A 24,277-nucleotide genomic window follows, 5' to 3' on the forward strand; every position below is an offset into this window, starting at 1 on the left:
GATTCACCACCCAGGGAGATGTCATGACCATGACCGCAGCAACCGAGTCCACCGAGAAGCCCGAGCTGACCGACGAGGTCAGCGCCCCCACCGTCGACCCGACCGAGCTGGAGTCGGGCGTCCGCAGCTACTCCCGCGGCTGGCCCACCGTCTTCACCCACGCCAAGGGCTCCGTGCTGACCGCCGAGGACGGCCGCGAGTACATCGACTTCTTTGCCGGCGCCGGCACCCTGAACTACGGCCACAACCACCCCGAGCTCAAGAAGGTCGTCATCGACCACTACCTTGAGGACCGGGTCGTGCACGGCCTGGACATGTTCACCGACGTGCGCCGTGAGTTCCTGCAGACCTTCAACGAGAAGATCCTCAAGCCCCGCGGCCTGGACTACAAGGTGGCCTTCCCCGGCCCCGGCGGCACCAACGCCGTCGAGGCCGCGCTGAAGCTGGCCCGCAAGGTCACCGGGCGCGAGTCCGTCGTGAACTTCACCAACGGTTTCCACGGCATGACCCTGGGCGCGCTGTCCGTCACCGGCAACTCGATGAAGCGCGGCGGCGCCGGGATCCCCCTGGTGCACTCCACCCCGATGCCCTTCGACGACTACTTCGGCCAGGTCGTGCCGGACTTCATGTACTTCGAGCGCCTGCTCACCGACGACGGCAGCGGCCTGAACAAGCCCGCGGCCGTGATCGTCGAGGCCGTCCAGGGCGAGGGCGGCATCAACGCCGCTCGCGCCGAGTGGCTGCGCGGCCTCGCGGACCTCTGCAAGAAGCATGAGATCCTGCTGATCGTCGACGACATCCAGATGGGCTGCGGCCGCACCGGCGAGTTCTTCAGCTTCGAGCAGGCTGGCATCGAGCCCGACATGGTGACCCTCTCGAAGTCGATCAGCGGCTACGGACACCCGCTCGCGCTGACCCTCATCAAGCCCGAGCTGGACATTTGGGAGCCGGGCGAGCACAACGGCACCTTCCGTGGCTTCGGCCCGGCCTTCGCGACCGCCACCAAGGCCATCGACCTGTTCTGGAGCGACGACGAATTCGAGAAGGCGACCATCGCCAAGGGCGCCTACGTGGAGAGCCGCTTCAACCGCATCGCGGCGAAGTACCCCGAGCACGAGCTGATCGTCAAGGGTCGCGGCCTCGCTCGTGGCCTGCAGATGCCCACCGGGGAGATCGCCGGAAAGATCGCGGCGCGCTCCTTCGAAGAGGGCCTGCTGGTGGAGACCTCCGGCCCCTCCGACGAGGTCGTCAAGCTGCTCCCGGCGCTGACCATCCCCGATGAGCTGCTCGAGCGCGGCCTGGACATCATCGAGGCCGCCGTCGACGAGGCACTCACCGCCTGAGACCACTCCCCCGTCGGCCCGCCCGCAGCACGGGGCGGGCCGACGGTCTGCGCGGAAGCACGGGCTTCCTGCGCACCACCCTGAAACCTGACCATCCACCGGAAGGACCCACCATGCTCGTTCGCTCGCTCGCCGACGTCGAAGACACCGAAGACGACATCAAGTCGGAGAACTGGCGCTCCAAGCGCGTCATCCTGGCCAAGGAGGGTGTGGGCTTCTCCGTCCACGAGACCACCCTGTACGAGGGCACCGAGAGCTACTTCTGGTACGCCAACCACATCGAGGCCGTCTTCATCACCCATGGTGAGGGTGAGATCGAGGACCTTGCCACCGGTGAGGTGCACCAGCTCGCTCCCGGCACCCTGTACCTGCTCAACGACCACGACAAGCACAAGGTGCGGGTCCGCAAGGAGATCCGCTGCGTGTGCGTGTTCAACCCGCCGGTCACCGGTCGCGAGGTCCACGACGAGAACGGCGTGTACCCGCTGATCACCGAAGACGCCTGAGACCAGCACCCGAGCCGTACGGCTCGCATGACGGAGCCCGGCAGGACATCGGTCCTGCCGGGCTCCGTCACGTCGTGCGGGATGCTCAGCGGGTCGGTGCTCCCCCGCCACGGGCCTGGGTGATCGCGGCGATCCAAGCGCTGCGCAGAGTCAGCGAGCGGATGCACTCATGCCGAACGCTTCCGGACGATCAGCAGCACCACACCGATCACCAGCAGCAGGAGCCCGAGAGCCCCTCCGAAGATGGCGAGCGCGATCCCGCCGAGACCGGCGAAGATACCTCCGATGGACACCGGCGGGCCCACCGCGATGGGCGCTTCAGTGCAGCTGACCTCGTAGTCTCCCGCCTCCTCCGCGGTGAAGGAGTCCACCGATACCCAGGAGTGCTCGCCGTCGCCCATGGTGCTGGACTGCCCGGTGCCTGGACCCACTGCGGGACCGTCGATCGTGCAGCTCGGGACCGCAGCGCCCTCCTCGGCGTAGATCTGCAGCGACTCACCCGCCTCAGCGGTGACGGTGCCGTTGCCGGAGTCGAACACCTCGAGCTCATTCATGCCGCTCACGGTGCCGCCGAAGCCGATGACGGCGAGCACCACGCCGATGATGACGCTGAGAGCCAGGATCACCGAGCCGAGCACGATGAGGACCTTCGGCGCCTTCGACGGCTTCTTCGCCGGAGCCGGAGCGAAGCCCGGCGAGGGCACCCCACCCTGCCCGTAGGCGGCGTTCTGCGGGGAGAGCGGACCGGAAGAGGACTGGGGCGGCTGGGTCACGGGAGGCTCCTGAGGTGGTGACGGGGTCAGGCCCAGGCTAGCGCCCCTCCCTCGCGCCAACCCGGCTGACGGGCTCGTGCTCGGCCCCATCCTCCCGTTCGGCCTAGACTCCAGGGCATGCCCGATCCCCTGGTCCTCGCCGCCGACGTCGAGACCGAGCTGATCGAGAAGCGCTCGAGATTCCTCACCCGGCTGCATCGCGTGGAGGAGGTGGCGCAGGCCGATGCGCTGCTGCGCACCGCACGCGCCCAGCATCCCGACGCCCGTCACCACTGCACCGCGCTGGTGCTCGACGAGACCGCGGAGCGTGCCGAGATGAACCGCTCCAACGATGACGGCGAACCGGCCGGGACCGCAGGGATGCCGATGCTGCAGTCCCTGCTGCAGGCCCGGCTGGTGGACACCTTCGCGATCGTGATCCGTTACTTCGGCGGGGTGAAGCTCGGCGCGGGCGGGCTAGTGCGCGCCTACACCGCCGGGGTGGAGCAGGCGGTGGCGGCGGCGACCCTGCGTCGTCGCACTGAGCTCGTGGTGGCCCGGATCGAGGTGCCGCCGGCGGAGGTGGGGATCGCGGAGAACGCCGTACGGATCTGGGCCGCCGCCCACGGCGCGACGGTCGAGCCGACACACTACTCCGCGCGCAGCGCGGTGCTGTCGGTGCTGGTGACGCCGACGGACCTCGCGGAGCTGCGCGCCGATACGGCCCGCTGGTCCTCGGGCCGGCACCAGGTGGAGGAGGCGGGGCGGCGCACGGCTGACGTCCCGCTCTGAGCAACCGCGCTCCCACGATCCGCGGAGGCGGCGCCCCTGGGGGTGAGCGCCGCGCTCAGATGTCGTCGTCCCCGGCGGGACCGCCCTCGTTCTCCCAGTTCTCGAGGCGCTTCACAGTGCGCGGATTGAACTTCCGGCGCACGCCGTGGCCGATCGCGGCCTCCTCATCGGCGGGGAGCACCTCGACGCCGAACTCTTCGAAAGCGTGATGGAGCCGCTCCTCCTGCGCTGCGGAGAGGGAGCGCAGCCCCCGCTCCACGCCGCGGAGGTGCTCGACGTCCAGATCGGTGTGCTCGGCGAGGTCGAGCAGGGACACCTGGGCGAGCGCTCGGGCGGCTCGCGCCAGATCAGCGGTGATCAGAGGAACATAGGTGGCCATACCCCAGTCTCGCCCATCGCTGAGGAAGAGGCCAGGGACCCGCGAGAACGGAGGCCGGTACCGCGGCACCCGAGGGCCGGACATGACAGCGGCGCCGCCCGGGAAGACCGGACGGCGCCGCCGTCATGATGCAGGGCTCAAGAGCCCAGGGGCCTGCGTCAGGCCCGGTTCTTGGTCACCAGACCGTAGATGAACATGACGATCAGTGCACCGACCACGGCGAGCAGGATGGTGCCGATGCTCCACGGGTTGTCGAGGATGCCGCTGACCCCGTCGCCTCCGAGGAGGCCGCCGATGAAACCACCGACGATCGCGCCGACGACGCCGAGGATGATGGTCATCCCCAGGCCCATGGCCTGCTTGCCCGGCATGATCGCTCGGGCGATGAGACCGATGATCGCACCGATGATGATCCACGAGATGATTGCCCAGAGAAGACCCATGAGTGGAGCTCCATTCTGTCAGGGGAAGGGATTGGTGTTGCCCCTGCATTATGGCGAAGCATTCCTGCGGAACCCGGGATCTTCAGCGACACCGCAGGTCACAGAATTGACCATATGGTCCGTGGGACTCTTCCGCCCCTCTTTCCCGACATGTCGATACCTGTTGGCACAGCCGTGGGAATGCAGGACGGGCCGGGCGTGATCGCCCGGCCCGTCGCTCGCCAGCGGCCCTGGAGGGCCGCCCTGTCGGGACTCAGAAGTCCCAGTCGTCGTCCTCGGTCTCGACGGCCTTGCCCATCACGTAGCTGGAGCCGGAGCCGGAGAAGAAGTCGTGGTTCTCGTCGGCGTTCGGGGACAGCGCGGCCAGGATCGCCGGGTTCACCTCGACGGCCTCCTGTGGGAAGAGTCCCTCGTAGCCGAGGTTCATCAGCGCCTTGTTGGCGTTGTAGCGCAGGAAGACCTTGACGTCCTCGGTCCAGCCCACCGGGTCGTAGAGATCCTCGGTGTACTGCTCCTCGTTGTCGTACAGCTCCATCATCAGCGAGAAGGTGTAGTCCTTCAGCTCCGCCTGACGTTCGGCGGAGAGCTTCTCGACGGCCTTCTGGTACTTGTAGCCGATGTAGTAGCCGTGCACGGCCTCATCACGGATGATCAGCCGGATGATGTCCGCGGTGTTGGTGAGCTCGCCGTGGCTGGAATAGCGCATCGGCATGTAGAAGCCCGAGTAGAACAGGAACGACTCCAGCAGCACCGAGGCGACCTTGCGCTTCTCCGGATCATCACCCTCGTAATAGCTCATGATGATCTGAGCCTTCTTCTGGAGCTGCTCGTTCGTCGCACCCCACTCGAAGGCCTCGTCGATCTGCTTCGTGTTGGCCAGGGTCGAGAATATCTGGCTGTAGGACTTCGCGTGCACCGACTCCATGAACGCGATGTTGGTGTACACCGCCTCCTCGTGCGGGGTGACCGCGTCCGGGATCAGGGAGATCGCACCCACGGTGCCCTGCACGGTATCCAGCAGGGTCAGCCCCGTGAACACGTGCATGGCCATCGTCTGCTCCTCAGCGGAACGACGGCTCCAGGACTGGATGTCGTTGGACAGCGGGATCTTCTCGGGCAGCCAGAAGTTTCCGGTCAGGCGGTCCCAGACCTCCTGGTCCTTCGGGTCCGGGATCCGGTTCCAGTTGATGGCCTGGATCGTCGCATTCAGGTGGTCTTTCACCGCAGCCTCACTGTCAGAAATCTCGGGGGTTCAGTCCTGGCCAGTCTAGGCAGTACCGGCCTGAGAAAGCGCCTCCGACAGTCCCGGGGAGCGGTGGAACGCGACACCACCTCGCCTCGAGTCCCCGACCCTTGGCCCCGTGCCCGCTTCGAGCCTCGCGGACGTCGTCGCCGGGAAGTCCGCGCCTCTGATCACGGCACGGCCGCAGGTGCTGTCGCCCCTGCTCGACACGATGACGGCTCGGGGCGACGGCCCGTCGGCTCCGGATGGATCGATCCCGTCGCCGACGGCGCGGGCGGGCCGCCTCCGCGGCCCGCCCGCGGCGCTCACACCCCGAGACCGCCGGCGATGCCGTACAGCACCAGCGCCAGCGCGAACCCGATCACGCCCATCGCTCCCTGGAGCACGGTCCAGGTGCCCAGGGTCTGCTTCATGTTCATCCCGAAGAACCGGCTGACCAGCCAGAACCCGGAATCGTTGACGTGGGAGAAGCCGACGGAGCCGGCGCTCATCGCCATCACCAGGGCGACCACCTGGAACGGGGTGAAGTCGCCGGCGGCGACGATCCCCGCCATCAGGGAGGCGGCCGTGGTCAGCGCGACCGTCGCCGAGCCCTGGGCCAGGCGGACGATCTGGGCGATGAGGTAGGCGGCGACGATGACGGGCATGCCGATGTCCTGGAGGGACTGGGCGACGGCATCGCCGATGCCGGTGGCCCGCAGGACACCGCCGAACATGCCGCCGGCACCGGTGACCAGCACCACCGAGGCGATCGGGCCGAGTGCCGAGTCCTGGACCTTCTCCATCAGGGTGCCCGTCTTTCCGGCACCCCAGCCCAGCACGAACATCGAGACGAACAGGGTGATCAGCAGGGCGACCGGGGTCTCCCCGAGCATCCGCAGAACCGCCACCGTGGGTCCGGCATTGAAGGCGTCGGGGTCCGGACGGGTGGCGCCGACCGTGTTCAGCGCGGTGTTCAGCAGGATCAGCACCAGCGGCAGCAGCAGGAGCATCACGATGGTGCGGACCTTCGGAGCGGACTCGAGGTCGCTGCGCTCACGCGAGTCGCCGAGGATGTTCGGGATCGCGACGTCCAGTCGGCGTCCCAGCACCGGGGCGAGGCCCACACCGGCGATGAGCCAGATGATCACGGCGAAGACGATGCCGACCAGCAGCACCTGCCCGACGTCCGCGCCGAGGATCGCCGAGGCGGCGACCGGGCCGGGGTGGGGCGGGGAGAAGATGTGCATCGCGCTGAAGGCGATGGCGCTGGGCAGCGCGATCGACAGGAACGAGCCACCGACGCGGCGCGCGACCGCATAGATGATCGGCAGCATGACGACCAGGCCCGCATCGAAGAAGATCGGGAAGCCCATCAGCAGGCTCGCCAGCGAGAGGGCGAAGCCGGCACGGTTCTCGCCGAATCTGCGGATCAGCGAATCCGCGAGCGCCTGCGCACCGCCGGAGGCCTCGACCATGCGGCCCAGCATGGCGCCGAGCGCGACCAGCAGCATGACGCTGCCCAGGGTCGGGTTGAACCCGAAGCCCAGAGCCTCCACGAGTCGGTCCGGGGAATGCCGGCGGCCAGGGCCGTGCCGATGCTGGTGAGCATCAGCGCGAGGAACGCGTGCACCTTGAAGACCATGATGAGCACCAGCAGCACTGCGATGGCGCCGATCGCGAGGATCAGCAGCCCGGCGGTGCCGAGGTCCCAGTTCATGACGAGGTCGTCCATGACTCTCCTTGAGGGACTCGGAGGGGGAAGGGTGCGGCGGGGAAGGGCCGCTGACCGTCCCGTCCCCTCGGGCTCGAGCGGACGGCAGGCCGGCGCGTCATCACACCGTCGTATGACCGATGGAAGCGCAGTAAAGAGCGTGCGTCAACACCGCACGCACGACGGACGGCCCGTTCCGAGCCGAAGCTCGGAACGGGCCGTCCGTGATCAGGCGAGGGCCGGAGGCCTCACAGCATGCAGCTCACGCAGCCCTCGACCTCGGTGCCCTCGATGGCCATCTGCCGCAGGCGGATGTAGTAGAGGGTCTTGATGCCCTTGCGCCAGGCGTAGATCTGCGCCCGGTTGATGTCGCGCGTGGTGGCGCTGTCCTTGAAGAACAGCGTCAGCGACAGGCCCTGGTCCACGTGCTGGGTGGCCTCGGCGTAGGTGTCGACGATCTTCTCGTAGCCGATCTCGTACGCATCCTCGTAGTACTCGAGGTTGTCGTTGGTGAGGTAGGGGGCCGGGTAGTACACCCGACCGATCTTCCCCTCCTTGCGGATCTCGATCTTCGAGGCGATCGGGTGGATCGAGCTCGTGGAGTTGTTGATGTACGAGATCGAGCCGGTCGGCGGCACCGCCTGCAGGTAGGCGTTGTACATGCCGTGCTTCGCGACGTCCTCGCGCAGCTGCTTCCAGTCGTCCTGGGTGGGCAGGTGCGCCGAGGAGTCCTCGAACAGCCCGCGGACCTTCTCGGTCCTCGGCTCCCACACCTGGTCGATGTACTTGTCGAAGTACTCGCCGGTGCCGTAGGTCGAGTTCTCGAAGTCGAAGAACCGCTCTCCGCGCTCCTTCGCGATCTCCATCGACGCCTTGATGGCGTGATAGGTGACCGAGTAGAAGTACATGTTGGTGAAGTCCAGGCCCTCGTCGGAGCCGTAGAAGATCCGCTCGCGGGCCAGGTAGCCGTGCAGGTTCATCTGGCCCAGGCCGATCGCGTGGGACTTGCGGTTGCCCTCGGCGATCGTCGGCACGGACTCGATGTCCGAGGTGTCCGAGACGGCGGTGAGGCCGCGGATCGCGGTGGAGATGGTCTGCGCGAAGTCCGGGGAGTCCATCGCCTTGGCGATGTTCATCGATCCCAGGTTGCAGGAGATGTCCCGGCCCAGCTCCTCGTAGGTGAGGTCGACGTTCATGGTCGAGGGGGTCGAGACCTGCAGGATCTCCGAGCACAGGTTCGAGTGCGTGACCTTGCCGGCGATCGGGTTCGCCCGGTTCACGGTGTCCTCGAACATGATGTACGGGTAGCCGGACTCGAACTGGATCTCGGCGAGGTTCTGGAAGAAGTCGCGGGCCTTGATCTTCTTCTTGGAGATCCGGGGGTTGTCGACCATCTCGTGATAGGTCTCGGAGACGTTCACCTCGGCGAACGGCTTGCCGTACTCGCGCTCCACGTCGTACGGGGAGAACAGGTACATCGGCTCGTTGCTCTTGGCGAGCTCGAAGGTGATGTCGGGGATGACCACGCCCAGGGAGAGGGTCTTGATCCGGATCTTCTCGTCGGCGTTCTCGCGCTTGGTGTCCAGGAACCGCAGGATGTCCGGGTGGTGGGCGTTGAGGTACACCGCGCCGGCGCCCTGGCGGGCTCCGAGCTGGTTGGCGTAGGAGAAGGAGTCCTCCAGCAGCTTCATCACGGGGATGACGCCACTGGACTGGTTCTCGATGTGCTTGATCGGCGCACCGTACTCACGCAGGTTCGAGAGCAGCAGGGCGACGCCGCCGCCGCGCTTGGACAGCTGCAGCGCGGAGTTGATCGAGCGACCGATCGACTCCATGTTGTCCTCGATGCGCAGCAGGAAGCAGGAGACGAGCTCTCCGCGCTGGGCCTTGCCGGCGTTGAGGAAGGTGGGGGTGGCCGGCTGGAGGCGGCCGTCGAGGATCTCGTCGACGAGGTTGCGGGCCAGCTGCTCATCGCCGCGGGCGAGCGCCAGGGCGACCATCACCACGCGGTCCTCGTAGCGCTCCAGGTACCGCTTGCCGTCGAAGGTCTTCAGCGTGTACGAGGTGTAGTACTTGAAGGCGCCCAGGAAGGTGGGGAAACGGAACTTCTTGGCGTAGGCCTGCTCCGAGAGGGACTCGATGAAGGAGAAGTCGTACTGGTCGAGCACGTCCTGCTCGTAGTAGTTGTTCTCGACCAGGTAGTCCATCTTCTCGCGCAGCGAGTGGAAGAAGACGGTGTTGGGGTTCACGTGCTGCAGGAAGTACTCCCGCGCGGCCTGGCGGTCCTTCTCGAACTGGATGTTCCCGTCGGGACCGTACAGGTTCAGCATCGCGTTCAGCGCGTGGTAGTCGAGCTGCTTGTTGTGCTCGACCTGGGGCATCTCGGTCAGTGTCGCCAAAACTCTTCCAATCCATCATGGACCCGCATCACATCACGCGGAGTACCGAACAGTTCGAACTTGTACATATGGGGGACCTCGCACTTGCGGGCGATGATGTCGCCGGCCAAGCAGTAGGCCTCCCCGAAGTTGGTGTTCCCCGCACCGATAACGCCTCGGATGCGCTCCCGATTGCGTTCGTCGTTGAGGAACTTGATGACCTGCTTGGGGACGGCACCGCGGCCGTTGCCCCCGCCGTAGGTCGGGGTCAGGAGGACGAACTCCTCGTCGACGACGAGGGGATCATCCTTCGGATAGAGCGGAATCCGCTCCGCGGGCATCTCGAGCTTCTCGACGAAGCGCTTGGTGTTGCCGGACACCGAGGAGAAATAGACGAGGTTGGCCACGCCGACGCCTCCCGGTCGCTCTCAGATCGCGGAGACGGTGCGCTGCTGCACACCGACGCCCGCGAGCGCCTTGATCTTGTCCGGGCGGAAGCCGGACCAGTGGTCCTCGGTGGTGATGACGACCGGGGCCTGGACGTAGCCGAGGGACTTGACCCTCGCCAGGGCGTCGGCGTCCTCGGTGATGTCGACGACGTCGTAGGCGACGCCCGCCTTGTTCAGGGCGCGCTTGGTCGCATCGCACTGCACGCAGAGGGGCTTCGAGTACACGGTGATGTCCAAGGGGAGGGCCTTTCACGAGCGCTGCGCCGAGGCGCGGGAACGGGGGTGTCACGAGTTGTCGGTGGGGGTCCGATGGACCCTGCTGCGGCTCTCCCGGGCTTCTGAGCCCCGGATCGCTGCGACTGCACCAACACTACACCTAGTGGTGCTCCGGCGCGACAACCACTAGATGTACTGAACTACAACACTGTCATCCACATCGTGTTGTTGATGGACTGTGGATGAACCGGTCCCGCTGGGGACAGAGCCGCGGCGCCACGCACGAAAGCGGTGGATGCGTGCACAGTCGAGTGTGGACGACGGGTGCGACAGTCGTCCCCGACGGTGGATGGCGGCCTCGACGACCGGGTCGGCAAGGGCTCGGAACGGCCGGACGTGACGTGTCTCCCCGGCGTGTCCTCGGCGTGTCCTCGGCGTGTCTGCGGGACGGCCCAGGCGGGTCGTCGGCGAGCGCTCCCGAGGGCGGCTCACCCACCTCCGCGACGCCCCGGACTGTGGGATGGGGCCGGTGGCGGCGCCGTCGAGCGCCGCCGCGGCCGAGGGACCGGCCCGCGACACGACGATCCCCGCAGCCGTCGAGGGATCAGGGGCTGCGGGGATCGGTGGATCCCGCCGATCGGGTGGCGGGGATCATCGGCTCTGCGGGCGGAGCCGTGGCGTTCAGGGGCGGGGGTCCTCCCCCGCCGGAGCGTCCTCGACGGCCGGGTCCGTCACGGGAGCCTCCGCAGCGGCGTCGGTCGGGGCGAGGCCGGGACCCCAGGCATCGGTGACCTCATCGACGGCCGGGGTGTCGACTGCTGGATCCTGCTCGGCGGGCTCCGCATCCGGCACCGGCTGCTCGAGCGTCTCGGTCGCGGGTTCGGTGTCACCCGCGGAGATCGCTTCCTCTGCGGCCTCGCCGCCCGCCGTCGAACTGTCTGAGGCCACCCGATCCGCGGATGCGCCGTCGGCGGTCACGACGTCATCGGTGGTCGCGTCGTCGGCGGTCGCGTCGTCGGCGCCGCCGGGCTCTGCGTCCTCGTCACTCTGCTCCGCCTCGAGGCTGCGGCCATCGGCGACGACGATGGCCGAGAGCACCTCGCGCAGCAGGACCACCTGGTCGCGCGCCTGGGCGGCGCCCGAGACGGGCTCCTTGCCCTTCTCCACGAAGCCGTGGAAGGCCTCCCACATCAGTTCCGCCGCACCCTTGGGGGCCGTCGTCGACGTCTCCTGGACCACCCCGCTCTTCTTCTCCCGCAGGGAGATGGTGGAGCGGCGGTCGCCGTGCGAGGGCGCCGGCAGCTCCACGCGCATCCGCCGCCGGGCGGAGAGCACCTGCAGCGACTCGGAGTACTCGGGGGCGAAGGGAAGGTAGTGCCAGACCAGACGCACCTGTGCCCCGCCGTCGAGCTCGCCGAGCAGCTCGAGCGAGCCGGGGATCACGCCCTTGGGCCAGTGCCGCACCGCGGACAGGCGCACGACCGGGCCGTAGGACGCCTCGATCACCGCCAGCTGATGCGCCACCCCCGTCAGCAGGCCCTTGACGTAGAGGTCGCGGTCGCGCTGGGTGGCACCGTCACCGGCCCCCGCCTCGACCGCGGCCTGCAGCGCCTTGCGTCGCTGCGAGCGGACCTCGCTGGGCAGGTCGTAGGAGGAGGTGGTCACGTGGGCCCCGCCGAACAGCGGCTGGCTCGCCGGCATCAGCACCTCGTGGTCCACCATCCGCAGATCCTTGACGGCGATGTGCTCGGCCATCCGGGTCACGGAGTCGTCGTACTGCTGGGGTAGGCCATCATCACCAGGCGACGACCGGTCATCCGCTCGAAATCGGCGACCGTCGCGACCTCCTCGGCGGAGAAGCCCAGCGGCGGCTCCACCAGCACCGGGATGCCCCGACGCATGAGCGCGAGCAGATCCTCGACATGCAGACCGTCGGTGGACAGCACGGCGCCGTCCAGCGTCACCGTCTTGGCGCGCACCGCGGCGATCAGATCGGCGACGGATTCGAAGCGGATGTCCTCCTCGAGGCCCCAGACGTCTGCGGCCTCCCGGCGGCGGCGCGGGGAATGCTCCACCAGCGCGGCGACCGTGAAGCGGTCCCAGCGCCGCCGCAGCACCGGCAGGTGCACGGCCTGGGCCATCGTTCCGGCGCCGATCACGGCGATGTTCAAGGTCTTCGGCATCGGGAGGCTCCTCGGGCTCGGCGGGACCGGCGGCAGCTCCGCAGGCTCTCGGCGGGCGCCGTGCCGTCTCCGGCATCGCGTCCCGGATCACCCCGGGACGCACGCCCGTTTCTACCACACGGACCCGATCCGGGCCGGGTCGCTGTCCCGCCCACCTGCACTGCGAGGGATGAGGCTCACGTGGCTCCGGCGAGGGCCCTGCTCCGCGGAGCACTCGGGCGGGATTATCGTGGAGCCCGGATCAGCACGTCTCAGGAGGACCCCCGTGGCCAGACGCTTCTACTTCGGCGCCCGCAATTTCTCGCGCCCCTTCGTCAAGCTCCTGTGGAACCCGCGGGTCACCGGGCTCGAGAACATCCCCCGCGAGGGCGGGTTCGTGATCGCCTCGAACCACCTCGCGAATATCGACAGCTTCATGCTGCCGGTGGTGCTGCCGCGGCAGATCCGCTTCGTCGCCAAGGACACCCTGTGGACCCAGAAGGGGCTGCGCGGCCGCCTCCTGCACTGGTTCTTCGAGGCCGTCGAAGCGGTGCCGGTGGACCGGGAGGCCCTCTCCTCCGGCAAGGGGGCCCTGCAGGCCGGGCTGTCCATCCTGCGTGACGGCGACGGCTTCGCGATCTACCCCGAGGGCACCCGCTCCAGGGACGGGCTGCTGCATCCCGGGAAGCAGGGTGCCGCCTGGCTCGCCGTGGAGTCCGGGTGCCCGGTGATCCCCGTCGGGCTCAAGGGGACCCAGCACATGTTCTCGCGACTGATCCCCCAGCGCGGCGCCATCACCGTTCGCGTGGGCGCTCCGATCGAGGTGGACGACATCGATCCCAGCGCCTCCAAGGGTGTGCGCCGGCGGCTGTTGAACGCACGAATCATGGACGAGATCCAGAAGCTCTCCGGCCAGCGCCGCGCATAGGCGCCGCACCCCGTCGAGCCGGTGGGACCGGATCGCCGACGGTCCCCCGCGGGGCGCTCGCTGGCAAGTAGGATCTGGCCAGGCCGCGCGCCGACCGGGCGGCGGCCGCCGCCCTGACCGCATTCCAGGAGACCAGATGGCCGTCGTCGTCGGATTCATCCCCACCGAGGTGGGTTTCAAGGCGCTGGCCGCTGCCCGCGAGGAGGCGGAGCAGCGTGGTGGCCCGCTGATCGTCGTCAACGTGCTGCGAGAAGGGGTCTCGGAGGACCCGCGGCACGCGAACGACCAGCACCGGGAGATCGCTCGTGACCAGTTGCGCGGCGCCTCCGTGCGCGTCGAGTTCCGCCAGGAGAGCACCGGTGCGGATGACATCGCCGACGTGCTGCTCGACGTGGTCGAGGCCGAGGGGGCCGAGCTGCTGGTCATCGGTGTCCGCCACCAGCAGGATCTCTCCCGCCACCTGCTGGGGCTCACCATCCAGAAGCTCCTGCTCTCCTCGAACAGCGAGGTTCTCGTCGTCTGAGCACGAGACGAGACGCGGCCCGCCCCCGGAGGGACGGGCCGCGTTCGTCATGCGAGCTCAGTGCCGTGCGCGGGCACGACACCGACGCTCCGGATCAGGCGTTCTGCGGATCGCCGCCGGGCTGCTCATCACCCTTGGAGGCGCCCACCGCGAGCGCGATGCGCTCGCCGATGGTGGTATCCACGTTCTTCCAGTACTGCAGCGCCTTGCCCAGCACCGGCTCCTCGACCGTGGCCAGCGAACCGGCGACGGTCTCGACGAACTCGTCACGCTGGGCGTCGTCGAACACCTCGCGCACCATGATGCCGGGCTGGACGAAGTCGCCGTCGTCCGCGTGCAGGGAGTAGGCCGCGCGCACCATCTCGCCGTCGGCCTCCCAGCCGTTGTCCACCGGGCCCTGCTGGTCCTGGTAGGCCCGACCGGCGGAGTTCGGCGCGTACACCGGTGCGTCCCCGCTGTGCAGGAACTGCATGAACCCCTCCTTGTCGTAGGAGTTCGTGGGCACGACCGGCTGGTTCACGGGCAGCTGGTTGAAGTTGGTGCCGATGCGGTGACGCTGCGCATCCGGGTAGGAGAAGACACGGCCCAGCAGCATCTTGTCCGGGGAGACGCCCGTGCCCGGCACGGTGTTCGAGGGGCTGAAAGCGGCCTGCTCGATCTGCGCGTAGTGGTTCTGCGGGTTCTTGTTCAGCGTGAAGCGGCCGACCTTGATCAGCGGGTAGTCCGCGTGCGGGACCGTCTTGGTCAGGTCGAAGATGTTGAAGCGGTAGTTCTTCGCATCCTCGTAGGGGATGACCTGCACGGACATGGTCCAGCTGGGGTTCTCGCCGCGCGCGATGGCATCGAAGAGGTCCCGGCGGTGGTAGTCGCTGTCGGAGCCGGCGATCTTCTCGGCCTCCTCATTGCTGAGGAACTCCATGCCCTGGTCGGTGTGGAAGTGGTACTTGATCCAGAACTTCTCACCGGACTCGTTGACCCACATGTAGGTGTGCGAGCCGTAGCCGTTCATGTGGCGCCACGACTTGGGCAGGCCGCGCTGACCCATCACGTAGGTCACCTGGTGCGCGGTCTCCGGCGAGTTGCTCCAGAAGTCCCACTGCATGTGGTTGGAGCGCAGGCCCGAGTCCGGAGTGCGCTTCTGGGAGTGGATGAAGTCCGGGAACTTGATCGGGTCGCGCAGGAAGAACACCGGGGTGTTGTTGCCGACGATGTCGAAGTTGCCCTGCTGGGTGTAGAACTTCAGCGCGAAGCCGCGCACGTCGCGCCAGGTGTCGGGCGAGCCGAGCTCACCGGCGACGGTGGAGAAGCGGGCCAGCATCGGGGTCTTGCGCCCCTTCTGGAAGAGGTCCGCCTTGGTGTACTGCGAGACGTCCTCGGTGACCTCGAGCTCGCCGAAGGCACCCGAGCCCTTGGCGTGGGGGCTGCGCTCCGGGACGCGCTCACGGTCGAACCGGGCGAGCTTCTCGACCAGGGCGACGTCGTGGAGCATCAGCGGGCCGTCGGCGCCGAGGCTCAGCGAGTGCGCGTCGGACTCGCGGCGCGCGCCGGACTCCGTGGTGCTCGGGATCGTGGGATCGAAGTCGGTCATCTGCATCTCCTATGTGGTGGGGGATTCTGACAAGGTGTAAGGAAAAGTGTCGATAATGGTGCCGGAGTCGCGATTCCGCAACCTCCGGCGGGGATCAGGGGCTGCCGGGCGCCGGGCGCCCAGCCGTGCTTACAGCCTTCGCCGCCCGACAGTCCGAGCAGGTGCCGCGGTAGACGACGTCGGCGATCTCGACGTCGAAGCCCAGATCGTCGTGCGGGACCAGGCAGGGCGCCGCACCGACCGCGCACGCGACATCCTCGAGCCGACCGCACTCGCGGCAGACCAGGTGATGGTGGTTGTCGTGCCGGTGCAGCTCGTACTGCATGCTGCGCCCGCCCACCGCGACGCGGCGCAGCAGCTCCACGTCGGAGAGGGCGTTGAGGACGTCATAGACCGCCTGGCGGGACACGGTCCCCAGGCGCTCTCGAACGGCCTGCGCGATGGCTTCCGCGTCAGCATGCGGGTGCGCCTCGACCGCCGCCAGCGTCGCCAGCCGCGGAGCGGTCACGCGCAGGCCCGCGCCCCGGAGGGCGGCGGTGTGATCGGCGGTCGTCATGGCCTCAGCATACCTCGCTCTCTGGACAAACTCAAAAGAGCGTCATGGCCCAGATAGATGCGGCCGACGGGAGGGCGTCGGGGAGCCCGGCACGCTCAGCTCCGCGTCGCCGCCCCGGGGTCCTGCGTGGCGAACTTCCCGCCGCTGACGTCCAGCAGCGCGCCCGTGACGTACCCGGAGAGGTCCCCGGCCAGGAACAGGCAGAGGTTCGCCACGTCCTCCGGCAGCCCCCACCGCCGGATGCTCAGCTGATCGAGCTTCGCCGACTCCGCCGCGCCCTCCAGTGCGGAGAAGCCGTTCATCTCCGTGGGGATCATGCCGGGGGCGTAGGCGTTGACCGTGATCCCCAGGGCCCGAGCTCGCTCGCCAGCACCCGGGTCATCTGCACCACCGCGGCCTTCGAGGCGCCGTAGGCGGCGGCGTCGACGCTGGGGATGACCGCCGCGAACGAGGCGGCGTTGATGATCCGGCCCGCCCGCTGGCGCTTCATCAGCGGGATCACGGCCTGGCAGGTGTTCAGCACTCCGCGCACGTTGACGGCGAAGACCTGGTCCCACAAAGCGGGGTCGAAGCTCTCCAGCGGGCCCTCGGCGTTGATCCCGGCGTTGTTGATCAGGACATCGAGCCGCCCGAAGCGCTCATCGACCGTCGCCATCGCCTCCCGCACCTGGACGGGATCGGTGATGTCGCAGTCCAGCGCCAGGTCGACGAGGGACTCCTCGCGCAGCTCGGCGAGCGCTGCGGGCTCACGATCCAGCCCCACCACCGTGGACCCCTCGCGGTGGAAGGTCTGCGCGATGATGCGCCCGATGCCGCGGCCGGCACCGGTGATGAGCACGACGCGCCCGGACAGGTCGATCTGCATGTCTCTCCTTCGATCGGGGCGCGGCGGCGCAGGTGCGCCCTACGCTGGACAGAACCCGGTGACGGGTCCACGAGAACCTGCTCTCAGCCTCGCCCCTGCCGGGGCAGGGTCAAGGCAGCGGAAGGAGACGGCGATGGGTGCACGCACCGTATGGGTGACCGGAGCGGGGTCGGGCATGGGCAGGGCCTCGGCGCTCGCGGCGGCGCGGGAGGGTCGGCCGGTCGCGCTCTCCGGGCGGCGCCGGCCACAGCTCGAGGAGGTGGCCGAACAGATCCGGGCCGAGGGCGGCACCGCGCTGGTGGTGCCGCTGGATGTCACCGATCGCGCCGCAGTGCGCTCGGCCGCCGACAGGATCGCGCAGGAGCTCGGCGGGGTCGAGGCGCTGGTGCTGTCCGCGGGCCTGAACGCCCCGCGCCGCTACTGGCGGGATCAGGAGCTCGCGGAGTTCACCACGATCACCGAGACCAACCTGCTGGGGCCGGTCAGCGTCATCGATGCGGTCCTGCCCGGGATGCGCGAGCGCGGAGCGGGCACCATCGTGCTGATCTCCTCGTACGCGGCCTGGCGCTTCTCACCGGATGCCGGCACGGCCTACAGCGCCTCGAAGACGGCGCTCGGCCCGCTGGCGGCGACGCTGAACGCGCAGGAGGCCCGGCACGGCATCCGCGCCTGTCATCTCTGCCCCGGGGACGTGGACAGTGACTTCCTGGACCAGCGGCCCCTGGTGCCGGGCGAGACGGACCGGGCGGTCATGCTCACCGCCGAGGACATCGGCCGGGCGGTGTCGTTCGTGCTGACCAGCCCGCCTCATGTGATCATCGACGAGCTGGTGATCAGCCCCGCGAAGCCCGCCGCCTGACATGCACGAGGGCCCCGCTCCTGCTCTGGCAGGTGCGGGGCCCTCGTCGTGCGTGGAGCCGCCTATCGGAATCGAACCGATGACCTATTCATTACGAGTGAATCGCTCTACCGACTGAGCTAAGGCGGCGCGTCCGTCGCAGGGCGACGGACCGGTTCACTGTACGTGACCTGCCAGGGCCGGTGCAAAGCAGGGCGAGGCGATCCCTGTCACGCTCAGCAGGTCAGCCCATCCTCCGGCACCGTGCCCTCGAGCAGGTACGCGTCGACCTCCGCCTCGATGCAACCACCGGAGCGGCCGTAGGCGGTGTGCCCGTTCCCGTCGAAGGTCAGCAGCACCGCATCGTCGAGCTGCGTGGAGAGGCTCTCCGCCCAGGCGTAGGGGGTGGCCGGATCACCGGTGGTGCCGATGACCACGATCGGTCCGGCGCCCTCGGCGGCGATCGGGGCGGGTTCCCGCAGCGGCGGCACCGGCCAGTCGGTGCAGCCGTCCCCGCCCATCATCGCGCCGAAGGTCGGGTACTCCTCCTCCAGCCGCTCCGCCTCCTGCTGGACCCAGTCGTCGTCGGCGACCCCGGGGCGGTCCAGGCAGTTCACGGCCATGATCGCGAAGGTCGCGTTGGTGCGGTAGCTGCCATCGGGCTGGCGCTCCGAGGAGAGGTCGGCGATGTTCAGCAGCTGGGCACCGTCGCCCTTCATCGCATCGGTGAGGGCCTCGCGGCCGAACCGCCACAGTCCATCCTCATACAGCAGGGTGATCACCGCCGAGCGAGCCATCGCGCCGGTGACCGGACGCTCGGGATCGCCGGAGTCCAGCGGAGACTCGTCCAAGGAGGAGAAGAAGGCGATCAGCTGCTGCTTCGCCTCCTCCTCGGTGCCTGTGAACGGGCAGGCCGCGTCCCGTTCGAGGCAGTCGGCCAGGAATGCCTCGATCGCGTGCTCGAAGCCCTCCGCCTGACCGGCGGCGATCTCGTTCATGGACAGCGCGGGATCCATCGCACCGTCGAGCACGAAGCGGCCCACCCGGTCCGGATAGAGGTCGGCATAGCTGGCGCCGAGATAGGTGCCGTAGGAGTAGCCGAGGTAGTCCAGCTGCTCCGAGCCGAGCGCATCCCGGAGCACGTCCATGTCGCGGGCGGCGGAGTAGGTGTCCAGGTAGGGCAGCTCCTCACCGGAGTGCGCCTCGCAGGCCGCCGCGATCCGGGCAGCCCACTTCTCGGAGAGCTCCGCCGCCTCGGCGGAGCCGGGCTCGGCGGTGGCAGCGAGGTACTCGTCGGTCTCCTCGTCGCTCAGGCACTCGACCCCGGCGGAGCGGTTCACGCCCCGCGGATCGAAGCCGACCACGTCATAGGCGGCGCGGACCTCGGGCGAGATCATGAAGGGCACGCTCTCGAGGAAGTTCACCCCGGACCCGCCGGGACCGCCGGGGTTGGTGACCAGGGATCCGGTCCGTTCGCCGTCGGCGGGCAGACGCCCCACCGCGAGGTCGATGTCGCCGGCCTCCGGGTCGTTCCAGACCAGCGGGACGGTGACGGTGCCGCATTCGAGATCCTCGCCGTCGACTCCGTCGCAGGCGCCCCAGTCGATCTCCTGCGCGTAGTACTCGGCGTAGGCGGGGTCCTCGGCGGGATCGGTGCCCAGGTCCTGGGCGGCGGAGGTCCCGATCTCCTCGAGCGCGGGCCCGTCCGTCGAGGGCGCGGAGGTGGCAGAAGCGTCGGGATCGGCCGACTCGTCGCCGTCGGGAGCGGGATCGACGCCGGTGCATCCCGCCAGGAGCAGGACCGCCGTGGCGGCGCCGGCGGCGAGACGGGACAGCGGGCGGCGGGCGCGGGCGGCATGGGTCATGCGGAGATCCTTGTCGGGGCGATCGGGCCGTGAGGGGGAAGCGGGGCACGGACCCGGCCATCCTAGGCCCCGCCCCGCCCCGCTCCCGGTTCCGGCGTGGTCAGCCGACTTCTCGCTGCGACCAGCGACGGACCCCCAGCGCAGCGGGGAGGAGCACCAGCAGTGCCAGCGGCAGCAGCTCGAAGGCACCCGCGGTCCCGGCTCCCAGCGCGTCGGCCGCCGCAGACAGGTCCACCGCTCGCACGATGTCGCTGATCAGCTCGGAGCCGAAGGTCATGGTGAGCACGCCGGCGGTGCTGATCACGAAGGGCAGACCGATCGCGATGACCAGCGAGATCACCGTGGACTGCAGGAGGATGCCCATGGCCAGGGAGAACAGCAGGGTCGCGGCCAGGATCGGCAGCTGGGTGGTCAGCAGGCTCTCGAAGGAGGAGAAGACGGCTCCCTCCCCCATCAGCTCGCCGCCGATCCAGGTGGCGGCGGCCGCCAGTCCGATGGCCAGCGCCACCAGCACCGCCACCACCGCGGTGGCGGCGATGACCTTCGAGACCAGCACCCCCAGCCGTCCGGGGCGCTGTAGGAAGGTGTTCTGGATGGAGCGGTCGGACCACTCCCCCGCCGTCATCATCACCGCGAACACGGGGATGATCAGGCTCAGCGGGAGGCCGAGCACGATGACGGTGAACTCCACGTCGGCGGTGCCCTGCGGCATCACGGCGGGCTGGATGAGCCCGCCGAGCGCGGCGAAGGCGAGGAGCGCCAGCACGGAGAGGGTCAGCAGGATCGTGGCGCCGCGGGTGTCGAGGTAGCTGCGCAGGTCGATATCGGGTCGCATGATGAAGGTCCTCTGTCGGAGCGGTTCGGGAGGGTCAGCGGCTCGTGGCCGGGGCGGGCTCGGCGGCCTGGGCCCTGCTGGCCGCGGCTGCGGCGGAGGGCACGTCCTGGGCGGTGCCCGCGGGCGTCTCCTCCTGACCGGTGAGGGAGAAGAAGACGTCCTCGAGCCCGCCGCCGGAGGTGGCGCCGAGCGAGATGAGCACCAGCTGCTCGCGCAGCGCGAGGCGGCCCATGTCCTCGGGGGCGAGGCTCACCTCGAGCTCGTCGCCGGGGCGGCTCTCATAGGCGATGCCGTGGCGGTCCAGAGCGGCGGCCAGCGCCTGGGGGTCGAGCGCGCTCACGCGGGTGCCCGCCCCGGCGGTCAGCTGCTCGAGGGTCCCCTCGCTGACCAGTCGACCCTGCGCGATCACCACCAGACGATCCACCGTGGCCTCGACCTCGCGGAGCTGATGGCTGGACAGCAGCACGGTGCCGCCGGCGTCGGCGAACGTGCGCAGCAGACGACGCATCCAGCGGATCCCCTCGGGGTCCAGGCCGTTCGCCGGCTCGTCCAGGACCAGCACGGAGGGGTCACCGATCAGCGCGACACCGATGCCGAGCCGCTGGCGCATGCCGTAGGAGTAGCCGCCGACGCGCTTGCCGCCGGCGTCCTGCAGGCCGACCATCTCCAGCACCTCGTCGGCCCGAGCGGTCGGCATGCCGACGGTGCGGGCGGTCAGGCGCAGGGTCTCCAGGCCGGTGCGCCCGTTGTGCAGCGCCCGGGCGTCGAGCATCACGCCGATGGTGCGGGCCGGGTTCGAGAGGCTGCGGAAGCTCTCCCCACCCACGAGCGCCTGGCCCGCATCGGGCAGGGCGAGGCCGGTGAGAATGCGCAGGGTGGTGGACTTGCCGGCCCCGTTGGGGCCGAGGAAGCCGGTGACGGTGCCGGGGGCGCAGTCGAAGCTGAGATCGTCGACCGCGGCGCGGGTGCCGTAGAGCTTGCGGAGGTCGCGCACCTGAAGGCCGATGCCCGTGGCTGCGGAGGGGGTCGTGGAGGTCATGATTCGAGGTTCCTCCGTCGGCCGAGGACGGACCAGCGACTCCGGGCGACGCGCCGACCGACGAAGGTCGCCGTGCGTGTCCTCCCCGCGGCGGACCCTCTCGACCTCCGTCGACGCCGGGGGCGACCTGGGGCGCTCCTGGTCCCCGCCCGCCCCGCGAGAGCCCTGGTGGGAGGGAGTGCGCCAGTAGAGTGACGCCGTGGACGAACTCGGAGCGCCGACGCGGCACCGCTGGATGGAGATCCTGCTGGTCGTCGTGGTGACGGTGGAGGCGGCGACCCAGGTGGTGCTCGCCGCCGCGCCCGTCGACGTGTGGCGGGCCGGGCTGATGGTCGTGCTCGGCCTCGCCCTGCTGCTGCGCCACCGCCACTGGCGCTGGCTGCTGCCGGTGCTGCTGGCGGTCAACGCACTGTCGCTGTCCCTCACGGTGCTGATCATCATCACCTACGGCTACTCCACACGCAGCCACCACCGCCTGCTCATCTTCCTCGTGGCGGTGCTGGCCGTGGTCACCGGCGCGGTGCCCTCCCTGCTCGAGCTGGGTCTCGGGCCGCGCATCGGACTGACCGGGCTGCTGGTGATCCTCCTGGTGGTGACCGCTTCGGCCGCGACCGGCATGTACACCTCGACCCGTCGTGCGCTGCTGGCGCAGCTGCAGCAGCGGGCGGAGCAGGCGGAATCCGGTCGCGCCGCGGCGGAAGACCAGGCGCGGCGCGCCGAGCGCACCCGCATCGCGCGCGAGATGCACGACATCGTCGCCCACAAGATCTCGCTGGTGGCCATGCACGCCGGTGCGCTCGAGGTGAACCCGAACCTCGAGCGTGCCCAGGTCCAGCAGTCCGCCGGCCTCATCCGACAGACCGCCACGACCGCGCTCTCCGAGCTGCGGGAGGTGCTGGGCGTGCTGCGTGGGGACGGCGAGGAGGCGCCGCTGGCGCCCCAGCCGACCTGGGAGGACGTGCGCCGCCTGGTGAAGACCTCACAGGAGGCCGGGGTCGCGGTGGACCTCTTCGACTTCATCGACGACGACGTGCCGGATCCGCTGGCGCGCACCGCCTACCGGGTGGTGCAGGAGGGGCTGACCAACATCCACAAGCACGCCGTGCACACCAAGTCGCGGGTGGCCCTGATCGGCGAGCCCGGCACGGACCTGGTGATCGAGGTCAGTAATGTTCTCCCCAAGGGGTTCACCACCGATCTTCCCGGCGCCCGGATGGGGCTCTCGGGGATCGAGACCCGGGTGACGCACGCAGGCGGGACCATCACGGCAGGACCCACCGACGACGGACGATTCGAAGTGAGGGCGGTGATCCCGTGGCCGACGGCGACGTGACGCGCGTAGGACTGATCGACGACGACTCCCTGGTGCGTGCCGGGCTGGCGATGATCCTGGGGGCGGATCCCGGTATCGAGGTGGTCGCCCAGGGCGGCGACGGTGCCGAGGCGGTGACACTCGTGCAGAAGCACCGCCCGGACGTGCTGCTGATGGATGTGCGCATGCCGAAGCTCGACGGCATCGCCGCCACCCGCGCGGTCAGCGACCTGCCGAACCCGCCCAAGATCGTCATGCTCACCACCTTCGACATGGACGAGTACGTGTTCCAGGCGCTCGAGGCCGGAGCCAGCGGCTTCCTGCTCAAGGACACCCCGCCGCAGGACCTGGCCCGCGCGGTCCACGTGGTCGCCGGCGGCGACGCGATGCTCTCCCCCACCATCACCCGCCGAATGCTCTCCCACTTCTCGGATGCGAACCCGGACTCGCGCCAGGAGCGCCACCCCGGGATCGACCAGCTCACCGAGCGCGAGACGGAGGTGCTCGGCGCGGTCGGGGCCGGCCTGTCCAACGCCCAGATCGGCATGCGGCTGTTCATGAGCGAGGCGACCGTGAAGGCGCACGTCTCGAAGATCTTCGCGAAGCTCGACTGCACCAACCGGGTGCAGATCGCGATCATCGCCCACGAGGCCGGGCTCACCGGCCTCGACTCCGACCCGGTCTGATCCCGCCGCCGGCGGGCCCGCGGCCCGACGCCTCCATGGCCCGCAGCCCGTAGCCCGCGTGGCCCGCAGCCCGCCGCAGCGAAAAAGGTTCCAGCTTCGCGGCACCTTTCACCACGTGGCAACCGGCCCCGCCCCGCGCACCTCGCCACAGCGAAGAAAGTTCCAGCTTCGCGGCACCTTTCACCACGTGGCAACCGGTCCCGCCCTGCCCGCCTCGCCACAGCGAAGAAAGTTCCAGCTTCGTGGCACTTTCTGCGTCACGGCGACGGAGTGCGTGGCTGGGCCTCCATCCCCCGGTCTCTCAGCCCCAGCCCAGCTCGTGGAGGCGGGCGTCGCTGATGCCGAACAGGTGTCCGATCTCGTGCAGCACGGTCACCGCGATCTCCTCGACCAGGTGCTCGCGAGAGGACGCGTGGCGCTGCAGCGGACCACGGAAGATGAAGATCCGGTCCGGCTGGGCGTACCCCTGGAAGATGCTGCGCTGGTCCAGCGGTATCCCCTCGTACAGGCCCAGCAGCTCCCTCCCGTCGGACTGCTCGGGCGTCGGCTCCTCCTGGACCAGGATCGCGACGTTCGCCTCAGCGATGGCGCGGGCGATCTCCTCGGGCAACGAGTCCAGGGCGTCGTCGACCGCTTCCTCGAACTCCTCACGACTGATCCTGATCATGGGCCCATCGAAACATGCGCGGCTGGGGCAGGGCGGCGACGGACGAGCCCGGCACCGAGCGACGGGCCCGAGCGCCGAGGACCGAGCACCACGGACCAGGCAGCGGGCAGCGGGCAGCAGACAGCGGGCAGCGGGTAGCAGACAGCGGGCAGCGGGCAGCAGACAGCGGGAACCGGACAGAATCCAACGAGCCGCAGGCAGCAGGCGGCGAGGACGAGA

At 69.1% G+C, this 24,277-nt stretch carries 23 protein-coding genes, 1 tRNA gene and 2 pseudogenes; 8 read left to right on the forward strand and 18 right to left on the reverse strand.

The features are described from left to right. The first annotated feature begins 23 nt into the window (after nt 1-23). Both ectB and CFK39_RS04970 read left to right on the forward strand, forming a co-directional pair. A complete protein-coding gene (gene ectB / locus CFK39_RS04965; RefSeq protein WP_089064532.1) occupies nt 24-1,343 on the forward strand; it encodes a diaminobutyrate--2-oxoglutarate transaminase in 1,320 nt (439 codons plus the stop codon). 113 nt (nt 1,344-1,456) lie between these two features. Beyond that, nucleotides 1,457-1,849, forward strand: a complete 393-nt coding sequence (locus CFK39_RS04970; RefSeq protein WP_089064533.1) for an ectoine synthase — start codon at nt 1,457-1,459, stop codon at nt 1,847-1,849. Nucleotides 1,850-2,016: 167 nt separating this feature from the next. Here the strand turns inward: CFK39_RS04970 and CFK39_RS04975 are convergent, their stop codons facing one another. After that, a complete protein-coding gene (locus tag CFK39_RS04975) occupies nt 2,017-2,622 on the reverse strand; it encodes a hypothetical protein (protein WP_089064534.1) in 606 nt (201 codons plus the stop codon). A gap of 117 nt (nt 2,623-2,739) precedes the next feature. Between CFK39_RS04975 and CFK39_RS04980 the strand changes: the two genes are divergently transcribed. Continuing rightward, nucleotides 2,740-3,393: an IMPACT family protein gene (locus CFK39_RS04980; RefSeq protein ID WP_089064535.1), complete on the forward strand. Its 654-nt coding sequence runs from the start codon at nt 2,740-2,742 to the stop codon at nt 3,391-3,393. 55 nt (nt 3,394-3,448) lie between these two features. On the opposite strand, the gene CFK39_RS04985 is transcribed toward CFK39_RS04980, so the two are convergent. From CFK39_RS04985 to CFK39_RS16715, 9 genes and pseudogenes are all read right to left on the reverse strand, one after another. After that, nucleotides 3,449-3,772: a hypothetical protein gene (locus tag CFK39_RS04985; RefSeq protein ID WP_089064536.1), complete on the reverse strand. Its 324-nt coding sequence runs from the start codon at nt 3,770-3,772 to the stop codon at nt 3,449-3,451. Nucleotides 3,773-3,930: 158 nt separating this feature from the next. After that, the gene (locus CFK39_RS04990) at nt 3,931-4,215 is read right to left on the reverse strand and encodes a GlsB/YeaQ/YmgE family stress response membrane protein (RefSeq protein WP_089064537.1); all 285 of its coding nucleotides are present in this window, start codon (nt 4,213-4,215) and stop codon (nt 3,931-3,933) included. Between the two features lie 253 nt (nt 4,216-4,468). Next, nucleotides 4,469-5,437: a class 1b ribonucleoside-diphosphate reductase subunit beta gene (gene nrdF, locus CFK39_RS04995; RefSeq protein WP_089064538.1), complete on the reverse strand. Its 969-nt coding sequence runs from the start codon at nt 5,435-5,437 to the stop codon at nt 4,469-4,471. Between the two features lie 326 nt (nt 5,438-5,763). After that, nucleotides 5,764-7,172 (reverse strand): annotated as a pseudogene (locus CFK39_RS05000) (GntP family permease). 227 nt (nt 7,173-7,399) lie between these two features. Beyond that, the gene (nrdE, locus tag CFK39_RS05005; RefSeq protein WP_089064539.1) at nt 7,400-9,532 is read right to left on the reverse strand and encodes a class 1b ribonucleoside-diphosphate reductase subunit alpha; all 2,133 of its coding nucleotides are present in this window, start codon (nt 9,530-9,532) and stop codon (nt 7,400-7,402) included. Between the two features lie 5 nt (nt 9,533-9,537). Then, on the reverse strand, nt 9,538-9,936 hold the full coding sequence (gene nrdI, locus CFK39_RS05010; RefSeq protein ID WP_089064540.1) for a class Ib ribonucleoside-diphosphate reductase assembly flavoprotein NrdI: 399 nt from the start codon (nt 9,934-9,936) through the stop codon (nt 9,538-9,540). Nucleotides 9,937-9,957: 21 nt separating this feature from the next. Further along, nucleotides 9,958-10,215, reverse strand: a complete 258-nt coding sequence (nrdH, locus tag CFK39_RS05015; RefSeq protein WP_157697071.1) for a glutaredoxin-like protein NrdH — start codon at nt 10,213-10,215, stop codon at nt 9,958-9,960. A gap of 660 nt (nt 10,216-10,875) precedes the next feature. Continuing rightward, complete coding sequence (locus CFK39_RS05020; protein ID WP_245822921.1) at nt 10,876-11,958, reverse strand: hypothetical protein; 1,083 nt, start codon at nt 11,956-11,958, stop codon at nt 10,876-10,878. Next, on the reverse strand, nt 11,955-12,377 hold the full coding sequence (locus tag CFK39_RS16715) for a Gfo/Idh/MocA family oxidoreductase (protein ID WP_245822922.1): 423 nt from the start codon (nt 12,375-12,377) through the stop codon (nt 11,955-11,957). The genes CFK39_RS05020 and CFK39_RS16715 overlap by 4 nt, the downstream gene beginning before the upstream one ends. Nucleotides 12,378-12,642: 265 nt before the next feature. On the opposite strand from CFK39_RS16715, the gene CFK39_RS05025 reads away from it, so the two are divergent. Together CFK39_RS05025 and CFK39_RS05030 are read left to right on the forward strand one after the other, a co-directional pair. Further along, entirely contained in the window at nt 12,643-13,284 is a 642-nt protein-coding gene (locus CFK39_RS05025; RefSeq protein ID WP_089064541.1) for a lysophospholipid acyltransferase family protein, read from the forward strand. Between the two features lie 136 nt (nt 13,285-13,420). Continuing rightward, complete coding sequence (locus tag CFK39_RS05030; protein WP_089064542.1) at nt 13,421-13,807, forward strand: universal stress protein; 387 nt, start codon at nt 13,421-13,423, stop codon at nt 13,805-13,807. Nucleotides 13,808-13,901: 94 nt separating this feature from the next. Here CFK39_RS05030 and CFK39_RS05035 read toward each other — a convergent pair whose 3' ends face one another. From CFK39_RS05035 to CFK39_RS05045, 3 genes and pseudogenes are all read right to left on the reverse strand, one after another. Further along, nucleotides 13,902-15,395: a catalase gene (locus CFK39_RS05035; protein WP_089064543.1), complete on the reverse strand. Its 1,494-nt coding sequence runs from the start codon at nt 15,393-15,395 to the stop codon at nt 13,902-13,904. A 94-nt stretch (nt 15,396-15,489) separates the two neighbouring features. Continuing rightward, nucleotides 15,490-15,951: a Fur family transcriptional regulator gene (locus CFK39_RS05040; protein ID WP_089064544.1), complete on the reverse strand. Its 462-nt coding sequence runs from the start codon at nt 15,949-15,951 to the stop codon at nt 15,490-15,492. Between the two features lie 95 nt (nt 15,952-16,046). Continuing rightward, nucleotides 16,047-16,816 (reverse strand): annotated as a pseudogene (locus CFK39_RS05045) (SDR family NAD(P)-dependent oxidoreductase). 133 nt (nt 16,817-16,949) lie between these two features. Here CFK39_RS05045 and CFK39_RS05050 point away from each other — a divergent pair. Continuing rightward, on the forward strand, nt 16,950-17,675 hold the full coding sequence (locus CFK39_RS05050; protein ID WP_089064545.1) for an SDR family oxidoreductase: 726 nt from the start codon (nt 16,950-16,952) through the stop codon (nt 17,673-17,675). 53 nt (nt 17,676-17,728) lie between these two features. Here the strand turns inward: CFK39_RS05050 and CFK39_RS05055 are convergent. The 4 genes from CFK39_RS05055 to CFK39_RS05070 form a co-directional block, all read right to left on the reverse strand. After that, nucleotides 17,729-17,804: transfer RNA gene (locus tag CFK39_RS05055), tRNA-Thr, on the reverse strand. Between the two features lie 86 nt (nt 17,805-17,890). Then, nucleotides 17,891-19,519: an alpha/beta hydrolase gene (locus CFK39_RS05060; protein ID WP_089064546.1), complete on the reverse strand. Its 1,629-nt coding sequence runs from the start codon at nt 19,517-19,519 to the stop codon at nt 17,891-17,893. 100 nt (nt 19,520-19,619) lie between these two features. After that, on the reverse strand, nt 19,620-20,354 hold the full coding sequence (locus CFK39_RS05065) for an ABC transporter permease (RefSeq protein ID WP_089064547.1): 735 nt from the start codon (nt 20,352-20,354) through the stop codon (nt 19,620-19,622). Between the two features lie 34 nt (nt 20,355-20,388). Then, nucleotides 20,389-21,393: an ABC transporter ATP-binding protein gene (locus CFK39_RS05070; protein WP_089064548.1), complete on the reverse strand. Its 1,005-nt coding sequence runs from the start codon at nt 21,391-21,393 to the stop codon at nt 20,389-20,391. Between the two features lie 199 nt (nt 21,394-21,592). On the opposite strand from CFK39_RS05070, the gene CFK39_RS05075 reads away from it, so the two are divergent. Both CFK39_RS05075 and CFK39_RS05080 read left to right on the forward strand, forming a co-directional pair. Then, complete coding sequence (locus CFK39_RS05075) at nt 21,593-22,726, forward strand: sensor histidine kinase (protein WP_245822923.1); 1,134 nt, start codon at nt 21,593-21,595, stop codon at nt 22,724-22,726. After that, on the forward strand, nt 22,708-23,391 hold the full coding sequence (locus CFK39_RS05080; RefSeq protein WP_218192266.1) for a response regulator: 684 nt from the start codon (nt 22,708-22,710) through the stop codon (nt 23,389-23,391). Before CFK39_RS05075 ends, CFK39_RS05080 begins: the two co-directional genes overlap by 19 nt. 301 nt (nt 23,392-23,692) lie before the next feature. On the opposite strand, the gene CFK39_RS05085 is transcribed toward CFK39_RS05080, so the two are convergent. After that, nucleotides 23,693-24,058, reverse strand: a complete 366-nt coding sequence (locus tag CFK39_RS05085) for a metallopeptidase family protein (RefSeq protein ID WP_089064550.1) — start codon at nt 24,056-24,058, stop codon at nt 23,693-23,695. Nucleotides 24,059-24,277: the final 219 nt, after the last annotated feature.

The sequence above is a fragment of the Brachybacterium avium genome (assembly GCF_002216795.1).
GTDB classification, from domain to species: domain Bacteria; phylum Actinomycetota; class Actinomycetes; order Actinomycetales; family Dermabacteraceae; genus Brachybacterium; species Brachybacterium avium.